The following is a 12,884-nucleotide window of genomic DNA, read 5'->3' on the forward strand; positions in this document are numbered from 1 at the left end:
GCCATTTTTCAAGGCTTTCAGCAAGCAAAAAATGAATGCATACTTTAATTTATTTGTCAACTTGCGGAATATCGGTAATAACGCTCAACCGGTGGTCCCAACAGGTGAATGATCAATCGTCGCTCCTCACTGAGATTACTAATCTGCCATTTCTCTCCCAACTTCACCCAGTGTATCCCCTGGAACTTCTGCATAATCCACCGAAACGTCGACTACAGGTGTTATTTCGCAACTATCGGATAAAATGACGCTTTACAGGTTGACAAATAAACTTAAGTGTGGGTTCATTTTTTGATTCCTGAAAGCCTTATTGACCCACCCCCTTACCCACCACGATCGCCTCATAATCTTTTAAATCTAAAAACTGCGCGGTTCGCAACCGACCAATTTCCTTGAACCCTTGGGCAAGATGGAACCGGAGCGATCTGTGATTTTGAATCGGTTGCCAGACAATAAATGCTGACAAAAATACCCCCGGAAATTGGGAATAAATTGATTCATACAACAATCGCGCTACCCCCTGACCCATACAACCCCGATCCACTGCCAAAATTTGAATATAACGGTGATTTTCTTGTTGGACGAGCTGGGCAAATTGGGGGTCAACCCAATTGATATGGGCTAATAATCCCCCATAGATCCGGGGCTGAGTAATCCGTACAAACCCCGCCAGCTTTTCCGCCCCATCCACCGCCACAAAAAATTGTGTATCTTTGGCGATCGCCCCCTCCAGATCCTCAGTCGTTGTCGGCTTCAGCAAAAAACCCCGCTCAAAACTTGCACAAGCCACCCGCGCATTTTGGTTATGAATCGCCAAAATGCCAGGGAGATCATCAGCATTTGCAAAACGAACTTGATAGGACTGCATCACCTTTTCCCAAAACCATCAGCGTTATTCTAACCAAGCCTCAACCCATCCCCAACGGTTAAAATGGAGCCACGCCACACCCAGCCCCACCATGACCCCCATCGATGACTTTGATGCCACCCTTCTCGATATCGCCGCCATCCAAGGGGAACTCCACTACAAACAAGCCCAAGATGCCCTCCGTAACCTGGTTCAACACCTCGACCTCACCCCCCAAGAACAACAGGGTTTAGAAACCGAACTCACCCACCTTAGCCAAACCCTCGATAAACTCGACCATTCCGTCGTGCAGATCGCTGCTTTTGGCATGGTGGGCCGGGGGAAATCCTCCGTCCTCAATGCCCTCCTGGGAGAAAATGCCTTTGAGGTTGGCCCCCTCCATGGCGTGACCCGCACCATCGGTAATGCCAATTGGCAAGTCCAAACCGATGATCTGCAAGTCCAACGCCTTGCCCTGCCTGCGGCCCAAAATGCCCAAATTCAACTGATCGACACCCCCGGCATTGATGAAATCGACGGCAAAACCCGCGAACAACTGGCCCAACAGGTGGCCAAACAAGCGGATCTGATCCTCTTCGTCGTCTCCGGCGATATGACCCAGGTGGAATACAACGCCCTTGCCCAACTGCGGGACGTGGGTAAGCCGATGCTGTTGGTGTTTAACAAAATTGACCAATACCCCGAAGCCGATCGCCTCGCCATTTATCACACCATTTGTAACCAGCGGGTGCGGGAATTGATTTCCCCCGATGAAGTGGTGATGGTGGCGGCGGCTCCTTTGGTGGCGGTGCAGGTGGAGCGGGGGGGGAAAGTCACGCTAGAGCGGCAACGGGGCGCGGCCCAGATCATCCCCCTGAAGCTGAAAATTCTCGATCTCCTCCATCGGGAAGGAAAATCTCTCCTGGCCTTGAATACAATGCTCTACGCCACGGAAATTAATGAGCAGGTGGTACAGCGGAAGCTGGCAATTCGTCGCGAAGGGGCGGAAACTTTGACGCAGCGGGCGGTGATGGCCAAAGCCCTGGCCATTGCCCTTAACCCCGTTACGGTTCTCGACCTGCTCACCGGAGCCACCATTGATGTGGCCCTGATCCTCTCCTTGGGCAAACTTTACGGTTTAACGATGACCCAGGGGGCGGCGATCGCCCTCCTGCGGCAAATTGCTTGGGGGATGGGGGGGATTACCTTAACGGATCTGCTGACGACGTTGGGCTTAAGTGGCGTGAAAACCCTCCTAGGCGTGACGGCTCCCCTGACGGGGGGGGCGAGTTTGTTGCCCTATGTATCCGTGGCGGTGACGCAGGGGGCGGTGGCGGGAGTGATGACAACGGCGATCGCCCGCATCACCCAAACCTATTTGGCTAACGGTGCAACTTGGGGGCCAGAGGGGCCAAAAACCGTGATTCAAAATATTTTAACTTCCTTAGATGAGCAATCAATTTTGCACCGCATTAAAGACGAATTGACGGCGAAACTGACGGCCCAGCCAACAACGACGCACCGCCAGCGGGATCAAAATCAATGCGAAACTCGGTAAATTCCCCCGGCACAGATTCGACAATAATATTGCCCTGATGGACAGAAACAAGGGTTTGATGGGCTAAAGATAAGCCTAAACCCGTCCCTTCTCCCGTCGGTTTTGTTGTGAAAAAAGGATCAAAAATCTTCGGCTGATGTTCCGGTAAAATCCCATCGCCATTATCCCGCACCGTGATCCCAATCCGTCCCTCTCCTTGCCAAGTACTCACTAATAATTGCGGTTGATAATCGGGATCTAGCGCTGCTTTACGCCGCCGCTCCATCGCTTCTAAAGCATTGGTGAAAAGATTAATCATCGCTTTGGTGAAGTCCTTAGCGACTAAGGGCAATGTGGGAGTATTAGCATCGAAACTAATTATTTTATTTAACTTTAAATCCGGCATTTTTACCTGTAAATTATGCTCCACCAACTCCAACGCATTGACAATTAATTGATTTAAATCCGTCATTTCTGCCTGGCCTCCCCCTTCACGGGTATGCTCTAGCATACTATCGACAATTTGCTCAATGCGTTGGCCATTGTCGCGAATGGTTTTGAGATTATCGGTGAATTCATCCACAAGCTCACAAATCACCTCTTGACTTTCCCCCTCTAAGGGTAGATCGCCCAACTCATCCCAAAGTTCCGTCGTTAATTCTTGAGAAATGCGCGTAAAGTTAATCACAAAATTGAGGGGATTGCGGATTTCATGGGCTACGCCAGCGGTGAGGGAACCGAGGGAGGCTAACCGTTCTTGGGCGATGATTTGGGCTTGGGCGGTTTGGAGTTTTTCGAGGGTAGTTTCTAACTGGTGATTTTTTTCATCCAGGGATTGATTAGCTTCACTTAATTCCTCCGTTCGGGCGGCTACTTTTAACTCCAACGTGCGGGCATAGTCTTCAATTTGGCGATAGGATTTCAACAGATAAATCAGCATCGTAATCGCAAACTTGAGGGCCGCCCCATTTACCAAGGCTAACAACACCGGCAACAACGGCAACCACCAACTGAGCAAAAACGCCCCATAACTGCCGAAAATGAGGAGGGCGATCGCCCCGCTAAATTGCACCACCGTTCGGGCGATCGCGGGCCGCGTCAGGCCGTCCACCGTCCGCCAATGGGTAATCGCCACCGTCCCCACCCCCGCCCCTAGGAGGATTAGTAACCATTCCAAAGGATCGGGAATGGTGCGGATCGGTTGCCTTTTTCCCAAAACCGCATCCATTAAAAAACTAATAGCATTGGCATGGGCCACCACCCCCGACATTCGTTGGGGATTTTGGTAGGGGGTGGGGACAAAATCCTGCAAACTGGGGGCAACGGAACCGATTAAGACAATGCGATCGCGGAACAAATCCGGAGCAATTTCACCCTTAACCACCGCCTGCCAAGAAACCCGTTGAAATTCGTATGCTTCCGCAGGTCTTCCCCCTTGATCGGGGCCGCGATAGTTTAAAAAGATACTATAACCTTGGGTATCGGCATTATAATAACCGCCATCAAAAGATTCCACGGGTGCAAAGAGCGTTTCTCCCCATTGAATGCTGTCATTGGGGCCATTTTGAGGCTCTAGACCGGCGGTATTTTTGAGATATTGCCAAGCAATGAGAAAGCTAAAGGAAAGCAAACTTTCATCGGTTTCTTCTAAATAAACCGTTAATAACAACCGCCGCACTAAACCATCAATATCATCGGGAAAATCATTAAAGCCCACCTGTTCCGAGGGTAGATCGGGCGGCGGATCGATGGTGCGCCCTGAACCGAAATCTTCCAGGGTGGCGAGTTTAGGGACAGCTTTACGAATGCCGATTAAATGGGGGGTGGATTTAAAAATAGCCTTGAGTTGATCATAGCCTTCTTTAACCGGCACATCTCGATAGATATCCAAACCAATCACCTGAGGGTTTTGATTTTTAATCACCGTCAGCAATTGGGCCACTTCAGCATCGGAAAAGGGCCAATTGAGGGCGCGGATTTCCGCTTCATCAAAGGTGACGATGACAATGCGATCATCAGGAGGGAGGGGGGGGCGCGATCGCATCAGCCAATCATAGGTGACTAATTCCCCCAATTGCAGCAAGCCCACGCCCCGCAACAACAAAATGATTCCCGCCACACCGCCGGTAATCATCAGGTTTTGCCCCCAAGGGCGGGTGAGGCTACGGCGGAATTTGCGCCCAAGGGTAGCAAGGCTAAAAGGGGAGGACATGGTGAGAACGCTGGGAGGGTTAAATGGATACGTTAGGTGTCACTGGATTGAAAATTTGACCAGGTTTTTCCTTGGAGTACTTGGGCTAAGTCTTGTGCCGTTTGAACACCGAGATGAGCCACATTAAAATATTGCTTGCTGCCCTGCATACCGTTACGACTGTCCTTGATGAACTCAGTTTCAAAAAACTCACCCAGGAGAAAGACTCTTGCCGGATTATCACTTGTCCACCGTCGCCGCACATTTTCAATAGCTGTATTTTTTAGAGTTTGGTCTTTATGATTCTGATCGTTCTTCCATTTCATTATTACTGATGATTCGGATTCTACATCTACGACCGCTAGAATATCTGCAATTCTATCTACACGTTTGTTTCGATACATACCAAAAAAACCACAACGAGCATGGGAATAAGCTCCACCTCTTGCGGGGCATAGATAGACATGAGTAGCCAGGATTTCTTCATAACTTTTTTTACAGTTGACGACATCCAGTAACTCACGCCATGAGGGTAACAGTCCTTCTTCATCGAGGTATGCCCGCAGTTCTGACACCGTATCGACGAGGGTTTTGGGGAGATGTGGGAGTTGCAAAGCTCCGATGAAGTCCTCAAATGTGAGGGCAGCGAAACGAATTTCTCCATGATATTTTTCTTTACACAATGCTTCAACTTGGGCAAATCGTGAGTTATCACCATCTTCAAATGACCCAAGAGCGATCAGCATCTTTAATCCAGGGGAGCTTTGCTCAAGCCCGGCTAAGTGTCTTTCCAATTGTTCATCGTAAAACCAGTCCAAATTCTTGGTTTCTAGAAAAATTGTCAGTGATTTTTGGACAATTAGCCCATCAGGAACGCTTGAATTTTTCTTCTCCTGTTGCCTAAATGTAACACCAACATGATCACCAATATCCTCACCCAAAAGCGTGCTAAATACTTCTGCTAAGTAGCGAGGGTTTTCTTCGTAGAGTAATTTGAGAACAAGCAAGCAATAGTTAGTTGTTCTGTTCTCTCGTTGAGAATATCCGGAAAAGAGACTGATTGGTTTACCCATCACATTACCCGTTATACAGATTTTTACCTGTTATACAGCTTGTAAAAATAAAATGCATTAGAACTAATATATTGAGAGGGCGGACTAAAGTCCGTACTACCAACAATCATCGTTGGGGGAATGTTGCGGTGGATTGCGGGGGGGCGTTGGCTTGGCCGGGGGATGATAGAATTACAGTCTGAATCTTTGTTGATGCTTACTTATCGAGAAACACCGTGGTTCCAGTCCTAGAATCCAGCCTCACCCCCCTCACCAGTACAATCCTAGAAGCCCATCTCGCTCAGTTGACGGAGCGGATTATTGCTGGGGAACAATTAAGCCGCTCCGAGGCGATCGCCCTCACCACCATCACTGGAGAGGCGGATATTCTCACCCTAGCGGCGGCGGCGGATCGGGTGCGCCAAGCCTGTTGTGGGGATACGGTGGATCTCTGTAGCATCGTTAATGTTAAATCCGGGGGCTGTTCGGAAAATTGCGGCTTTTGCGCCCAATCCGCCCACCATCCCGGTGAAGATTCCCCCATTTATGGACTGAAATCCCAGGCGGAAATTATCGCCCAGGCCCAGGCGGCGGCAGCGGCGGGGGCGAAACGGTTTTGTTTAGTGAGCCAAGGGCGCGGCCCCAAATATAGTAAATCTAACGATTTTGCCGAAATCCTCGCCACGGTACAGGAAATCATCAAAACCACGGCGATTAAACCCTGTTGCGCTTTGGGGGAAGTCACGCCGGAACAGGCCCAACAACTGCGAGCAGCAGGCGTAACTCGCTATAACCATAACCTCGAAGCCTCCGAGGCCTTTTTCCCGGAAATTGTCACAACCCATAGTTGGCGCGATCGCGTTGAAACGATCCAAAACCTCAAAGCCGCCGGGATTCAAGCCTGTTCTGGGGGGATTTTGGGCTTGGGGGAAAGTTGGGAGGATCGGGTGGATCTTGCCTTGGCTTTACGGGATTTGGAGGTGGAATCTGTGCCGTTGAATCTGCTCAACCCTCGCAGCGGCACACCTCTGGAAACCCAGAACCCCCTTAATCCCTACGAAGCGGTGAAGGCGATCGCCATCATCCGCCTGATCCTGCCCCAACAGATCCTCCGCTATGCGGGCGGCCGGGAAACCGTGATGGGGGAATTGCAAGCCCTAGGGTTAAAGGCCGGCATTAACGCCATGCTGATCGGCCATTACCTCACCACCCTCGGCCAACCCCCTGAACAAGACCATGCGATGTTAACTGCCCTCGGCCGCAATGGCGGCGAAGCTCCGATTCCCGGTGAGTACCCAACCCCCTCCCAAGCGTAAACGCCCGCCAAGCCCCCCCAAGGGTAAGGTCAAACGGAAAAGGCGGCGCTCCCCCTCGATTTCTCCCCTTCAGCGGTTGTTGTGGGGGTTAATTGGCTTGGGGCTGATGGTGGGGGGGACATTGGTGAAGGCCCACACCCTTTGGCCGGAGGGTTGGCAGGATTGGACGGTGCGATCGCTTCAGGTCAATTGGCAGGTGGGGGCGGTGTTGCTGATTGGGTGTTTAGGGGGAGCGCAGGCCTCGCTGCTCTCGCAAATTAGCTACGTCCTCCTCGGGTTATCGGGATTGGCGATTTTCACCGATGGGGGCGGCCTCTATTACCTCCAAGAACCGGCCTTTGGCTATATCTTGGGGTTTATTCCCGGCGGTTGGCTCTGTGGGCGGCTAGCGTTTCGGTGGCGGCCCGTACAGCTTGAAAGTTTGGCCCTCAGTGCCTTGGCGGGTTTGGGCGTGATCCATCTCTGTGGCATTGTTTATCAAATCGGCTTACAGATGATCCAACTCTTGAGCCAACAAGTCCAACTCCTAGAAATGGGCGCAGCGCTCCTGCAAGGCATTTTCCGTTACTCCGTGATCCTGCTCCTGCCTCAGGGGGCATTGATTTGTGCCGTGAGTGTTTTGGCCTTTCTTTTGCGTCGCATTATGTTCTACTAAACAGTTAAGATAGCCATACCTCGCGTTTTTAATCTTTTTCCTTTACCAATGGCGATCGCATGTGGGATTTGCAAACACCTGCCGTTAAACAAAATCCACCTTCCCTGTCCCAATGGCTGTATCATGCCATTCAAGCCCCCGACTTCCGGCTTCGTATTCGCCTACGGGGCAATAATCTCCATGTGCTCCTCGAAGGCAATACTGCCCCCAGTTTGGATGCCGTTCTGCCCCCTTTACTTCAGGCCTTAGAAACAGAAACCGAGAGCTTTTATCACTTTTTTCGGAATACAGAAGATCCCCTCTATAAGCTGATTCTCTACGGGCGAAAAATGGGCCAAGACCGCCCCGCTTGGATTGAATCGATTATCTTGGCAGATTTGCAGTCTAACCTCCCCTCCACCTCAGGGGGAGCAACGGCCCCAGGGGTAGCGCTGGTTTCCAATGAAAGTTTGGCCCGCAGTGGTGCGCCGGATGCGATCGCCCGCTACCTCAGTGAATCCCTCTCCCATTTAGGCGTGAGCGTGAAAGTGTTGGTGCAAAAATTGCCCCAACTGGAGGAAGAAACAGAGGAAGAAGAATCCCCCCAACGGCGACTCTGGGTGATCTGTAGTTGCGACTATAGCCCCGATGCTTCCCTGATTGCCGAACCCATTGCCCAACAACTGCGGGAACTAGAACTTGAAGGCTTCCGCGAAGCCGTGATCCGCTCCCAAGTGAGCGGCGAAGCTGCCCCGGATTGGGTGCTACAAGTGGATCTCACCCATCCGAAAGAACTCCTGGAGCAATGGTCAAAATGGGGGGATGAACTGGCGATCAATCGCCTGCTCAATCAAGCCGTGGCCCGGGATGGCTTGCAGGTGCGGGCGATCGTCCAAGAAACCACACTGCATATTTTCTGCATCCTCCACCCCAACGATCACCTTTCCACCGACGCACCGCCGGCCAATATTGCCATTAAAGGCATTAGCCAATGCCTGAGCACAATGCGCCCCCAAGGCCTGAAAGCCGCAGCTATCTACGGCATTCAACAGCATAAACTGACGCTCCTCCACAGTGATCTCACGCCGGATCTGACGGATCTCCAAGCGGATCCCGCTTGGGTGAATTGGCTGCCCCTCCCGGCCTCCCATCAGCCGGATCTCGCCCTCTCCCCCCACACCTTAGCCCAACACAAACACCCCACCGCCTTAACGTTTCTCTTGCAACGCCTCCTCAACCCCGATATGGATGGCTTTCTGGCCACTGGGGGGATTCGGGTGAAACTTTGTTTTCGTAACCATGTACTCCATGTGATGACGGAAGCGCTGGTTTGTCCCCGTCAAACCTTGGTGGTGGGGAAGGTGGAGCCTTTTCTCGCTGCATTGCAAATTCAGGATGTTACCAGTGTGCGCATTTATGGGCGACGGGCAGGGCAATCTTCCCCCCTCTGGACGGTGGCGGTTAATTTTGAAGCCCCTGGATTGGGCGAATTGGCTTCGGAACCGGAGCCGGTGGTGACGGTGCTCAATGCCTTAGAACCTTTACCGACGGCTCCTTTGGCGGTGTGTTCTCCCCGTTGGGATCTGTGGCGATGGGTACGCTGTAGTGAGTCGCGCCTCCAACAGGCTTTTTGCCAAACGGGGATTTTCGGGACGCGCCCCGATGCGGCCTGGCAACCGACGACCCCCTCCCGATGGCAGGGGCAGCAGGGTTGGCGGGGGGCGATCGCCTGGACGTTGGTGGGGTTTGTGTTGATGATGCAGATCGACGCTTGGCTAGGGCAACAGTTACAAACCTGGGAAGTTTTAGATGAGGAGGAGGAGGCAGAGGTCTCCCTCTCTTTGGAAACGGATCTCAGCCGGGGTACGGGTAAAAGTGCGGTGAGTGCGGCCATTCTCGCCGCCGCCCGGGCCAAAAACCCCGACTTTAACAATCGCCTCCTCAATGAAAAACTCGCCCTCTATCAGGAGCGGGTGAAGCGTTCGGGGCCGCCGGATATTTTAATTGTGGGCAGTTCGCGGGCAATGCGGGGCATTGATCCCAGTGTTTTAAGTGAATTGCTAGGGAGCCGCTACGGGGCAGAGCGATCGCCCGATATTTTCAACTTTGGCATTAATGGGGCAACAGTGCAGGTGGTGGATGTGCTATTGCGGCAGATCCTCACACCGGAGCAGTTGCCGAAGATTATCCTTTGGGCCGATGGGGCGCGGGCCTTTAATAGCGGTCGCCCGGATAGTACCTTTGAGGCGATCGCCGCCTCCGAAGGCTATCAACAAATTGAGCAGGGGCAATTCCCCCCCCAAGCCCAACAAAGCAATTCAGAACCGGCGGAAATTCGCCCGAATCTTTCCTGGGCTAACCTCCAAAAATCCCTAGGGGCTGGTTATCAGGGTTTAAATCAAGACCTGCAAGATCTGGTGGGATCACGGCTTGTGCTCCATGGAGAGCGCGATCGCCTCCAAGCTTGGCTCCGCGCCCAATTCACCGAACCCGTCAGCCTCATGGAGGGCATCGATCCCGATGATCCCGACAGTCTCCTGATCAACAGCCAAGAACCCATTGATGCCGATGGCTTCCTCGCCCTCGATCTCCGCTTCGACCCCGATACCTATTACCGTCGTCATCCCAGGGTGAGCGGTGCGTATGACAACGACTACTTTAATTTCGACCTCACCGGCCAACAGGACGAAGCCCTTCAGCAATTATTGCGCTATCTCAACCGCCAACGGGTGGATCTGGTGTTTATCAATCTCCCCCTCACCCAAGACTATTTAGACCCGATTCGCGGCGAACATGAAGCGGAATTCGTCAGCTATATGCGGGACATGGCCCGTCGCTCCCGGTTCACGTTCCGCAATTTATCCCAACGGTGGCAAACGGAATATGATTTCTTCTCCGACCCCAGCCATCTCAACCGCTACGGAGCGCAACAGGTTTCCGTCCATCTCGCAGAAAAAGCGCAAATTCGTTGGGATTTAAAACTGGAATAATCAGCAATCCCCGTAGGGGCGAAAAATTTTTCGCCCTCCCCGGTTTTCTTGGATTTTGGATTAATTGGAGTGCGATATGGTTTCATCAGAATTGATCTCAACCTTGAGAGAGTTGAGTCGTTCAGACAAGTTTTAGTTCATGCAACTTCCGCTCTCTGAAATTGCTCAACAGGAAACCGACCTCATTAAACCAGAACAGGCTTATCCCGTGTGGTCGCCCTATGGTGCAAACGAAGCAGCAGATACGATGTTAAAAGTTTTACAATCTACCCCTACTCAAGATCATGCAGAATTCTGAGTAGGGGCGAAAAATTTTTCGCCCCCACGCCTATCCATTCCCGGATTCCATATTAAACTTGAGCAGCGGGGAGGGAGGGCTTCACCACTGGCTGCACCGTTTCCGGTAAATCCTCCAACAACAACTGACGAATTAACCGCGCCGCCACTCGCTCCACCAAACCATTGGCAATGCGGTAGCCCATTTCCTGCATCTCCTGTTTCGCCAGTAAATCCGGCAATAGGGGCAGCACCGCCATCGGGTCAAACCCTTGGGTTTCCTGGAGAATTTCCCAAATATTTTTTAAATGGTCGAAATTATTCGTGCTTTTGCCATTTAGCTCCGGCGGCATTGCCATCGGCTCTAAACCGATTTGTTGCCGTAGCAATGCTGAAAAATTAAACAGCGTCCGTCGCCCGTAAAGATCCACAGATTGAATAATTTCCTCCGCTAGCCGCTCGCGAATAAAGGCCCCCCGTTCAGAAAAGAGAAAATCTAAGGTTTGGGTTAACACCTTTTCAAAATCATAATCCGCAGAACTGCGGGCATTGCGCAGCAAATTTTCTAAGCGATTCCAGCGAAAACTCCCATCTTTAAACAGTAAATCCTTGAGGGAAGCCCGCAGTTGGGGAGCAGGATCCGTGAGTAATCGCTTGGCAATATAGGGATAGGCTTTACTGAGTACCTTAAACTCTGGCTCAATACTAATCGCTAACCCTTCCAATGTTACCAAGGAGCGAATAATTAAAGCATAGTAGGCCGGCACACGAAAGGGAAACTCATACATCATTTCCGACATTTGATCGGTGATGCTTTTAAAATTTAACTCCGCCACACTGGCCCCTAAAGCATTGCCAAACACATTGGCTAAAGCCGGAATAATCGGGGTAACATCGGTATCCGGTGTGAGGAAATCCAGATGAATATAATCTTGGGCGAGGGCTTCAAAATCCCGATTCACCAAATGCACCACTGCTTCAATGAGGCCGTAGCGTTGATAGGGTTGAATCCGGCTCATCATGCCAAAATCCAGATAGGCGAGCTTGCCGTCGGGGGTGGCCAGGAGGTTGCCGGGGTGGGGATCGGCGTGGAAAAAGCCATGTTCGAGGAGTTGCCGCAGGGAGCAGGCTACGCCTACTTCCACTAAATGGGTGGCATTAATCCCCTGAGCTTGGACGGCGGGAAGGTTCGTGAGTTTTGTGCCTTCGATCCATTCCATGGTGAGGACGCGGCGGCCGGTGTAGTCCCAATAGATGCAGGGAATATAAATTTCCGGGAGATAACTATAGAGTTGGGCGAATTCTTCAGCGTTGCGCCCCTCTTGGCTATAGTCCATTTCTTCAAAAATGCGCCCGGCAAATTCATCGGTAATCGCGATTAAATCACTGCGAATCCGCTTAATATTGGCCTGCGCCCACAGGGAAAGACTCCGCATGATGTAGACATCGAGGGTAATGCGGCGAATCAGGTCGGGGCGTTGGACTTTGACGGCGACGGTTTCCCCGGTTTTGAGTTTGCCTTTGTAGACTTGGCCGAGGGAGGCGGCGGCGACGGGGTTGGCGGAGAGTTCCGCATAGATGGCTTCGGGGCGATCGCCTAATTCCTCTTCAATAAACCGAAAGGCGATCGCATTATCAAAGGGGGGCAGTTGATCCTGAAGTTTCGCCAACTCCTCCATATAGTAGGCGGGAACCAGATCAGGGCGGGTGGATAAAGCCTGCCCCACCTTGATATAGGTGGGCCCCAGTTGAGTAATAATTTCCCGGAGATGCACCGCCCGCCGTTGCCGGTTCCGCACCGCCGATCCAGTCAATTTATCCCACCAGAGCCGCCAACCAAACCAGAGAAAGGGAATAATGATGTCCAGCAAACGGCCCAAAACCTGGAAGGGACGACGACGATAAAAGCTCATGATCCCATCGGGATCATAATGGCCAATTTCCCGCTGCATCGGGTCAGCGTCGCTGGGAACGGTGAATTGTTTCTGGAAAGGAGAGAGAGAAGCCTCGGCCATGGGATCTGGGGTGCGGATTAGGAACT

At 51.9% G+C, this 12,884-nt stretch carries 8 protein-coding genes and 1 pseudogene; 5 read left to right on the forward strand and 4 right to left on the reverse strand.

All coding sequences use genetic code 11. The features are described from left to right. Positions 1-307: 307 nt before the first annotated feature. Positions 308-868, reverse strand: coding sequence for a GNAT family N-acetyltransferase (locus VB712_RS02125; RefSeq protein ID WP_323251646.1), 561 nt, complete (start codon positions 866-868; stop codon positions 308-310). Positions 869-959: 91 nt separating this feature from the next. On the opposite strand from VB712_RS02125, the gene VB712_RS02130 reads away from it, so the two are divergent. Next, positions 960-2,405 carry a GTP-binding protein gene (locus VB712_RS02130; protein WP_323251648.1) on the forward strand — a complete coding sequence of 482 codons (1,446 nt, stop codon included), beginning with the start codon at positions 960-962 and terminating at the stop codon, positions 2,403-2,405. Here VB712_RS02130 and VB712_RS02135 read toward each other — a convergent pair. Next, positions 2,320-4,596 (reverse strand): CHASE2 domain-containing protein, encoded by a 2,277-nt coding sequence (locus tag VB712_RS02135; protein ID WP_323251650.1) that lies wholly within the window; start codon positions 4,594-4,596, stop codon positions 2,320-2,322. The two genes, VB712_RS02130 and VB712_RS02135, sit on opposite strands and share 86 nt — an antisense overlap. A gap of 32 nt (positions 4,597-4,628) precedes the next feature. After that, positions 4,629-5,648, reverse strand: coding sequence for a hypothetical protein (locus tag VB712_RS02140; RefSeq protein WP_323251652.1), 1,020 nt, complete (start codon positions 5,646-5,648; stop codon positions 4,629-4,631). 182 nt (positions 5,649-5,830) lie between these two features. Between VB712_RS02140 and bioB the strand changes: the two genes are divergently transcribed. The 4 genes and pseudogenes from bioB to VB712_RS02160 all read left to right on the forward strand — a co-directional run bounded on the left by bioB (position 5,831) and on the right by VB712_RS02160 (position 10,865). Continuing rightward, positions 5,831-6,943, forward strand: a complete 1,113-nt coding sequence (bioB, locus tag VB712_RS02145) for a biotin synthase BioB (RefSeq protein ID WP_416236226.1) — start codon at positions 5,831-5,833, stop codon at positions 6,941-6,943. Positions 6,944-7,019: 76 nt separating this feature from the next. Then, positions 7,020-7,598 (forward strand): biotin transporter BioY, encoded by a 579-nt coding sequence (locus VB712_RS02150; RefSeq protein ID WP_323251656.1) that lies wholly within the window; start codon positions 7,020-7,022, stop codon positions 7,596-7,598. A gap of 59 nt (positions 7,599-7,657) precedes the next feature. After that, positions 7,658-10,567, forward strand: a complete 2,910-nt coding sequence (locus tag VB712_RS02155; RefSeq protein ID WP_323251658.1) for a hypothetical protein — start codon at positions 7,658-7,660, stop codon at positions 10,565-10,567. Positions 10,568-10,643: 76 nt separating this feature from the next. Beyond that, positions 10,644-10,865, forward strand: a pseudogene (locus tag VB712_RS02160) (hypothetical protein). Between the two features lie 52 nt (positions 10,866-10,917). Here VB712_RS02160 and VB712_RS02165 read toward each other — a convergent pair. Next, positions 10,918-12,858, reverse strand: coding sequence for an AarF/ABC1/UbiB kinase family protein (locus tag VB712_RS02165; protein ID WP_323251661.1), 1,941 nt, complete (start codon positions 12,856-12,858; stop codon positions 10,918-10,920). Positions 12,859-12,884 lie beyond the last annotated feature (26 nt).

Source organism: Spirulina sp. CCNP1310 (genome assembly GCF_034932185.1).
Classification (GTDB): domain Bacteria; phylum Cyanobacteriota; class Cyanobacteriia; order Cyanobacteriales; family Spirulinaceae; genus Spirulina.

Bases quoted from the DNA above. Each gene is read 5' to 3' on its own strand.
- VB712_RS02130 (WP_323251648.1), top strand. From the start codon at position 960: ATGACCCCCATCGATGACTTTGATGCCACCCTTCTCGATATCGCCGCC.
- VB712_RS02140 (WP_323251652.1), bottom strand. From the start codon at position 5,648: ATGGGTAAACCAATCAGTCTCTTTTCCGGATATTCTCAACGAGAGAAC.
- VB712_RS02165 (WP_323251661.1), bottom strand. From the start codon at position 12,858: ATGGCCGAGGCTTCTCTCTCTCCTTTCCAGAAACAATTCACCGTTCCC.
- VB712_RS02125 (WP_323251646.1), bottom strand. From the start codon at position 868: ATGCAGTCCTATCAAGTTCGTTTTGCAAATGCTGATGATCTCCCTGGC.
- VB712_RS02135 (WP_323251650.1), bottom strand. From the start codon at position 4,596: ATGTCCTCCCCTTTTAGCCTTGCTACCCTTGGGCGCAAATTCCGCCGT.
- VB712_RS02155 (WP_323251658.1), top strand. From the start codon at position 7,658: ATGTGGGATTTGCAAACACCTGCCGTTAAACAAAATCCACCTTCCCTG.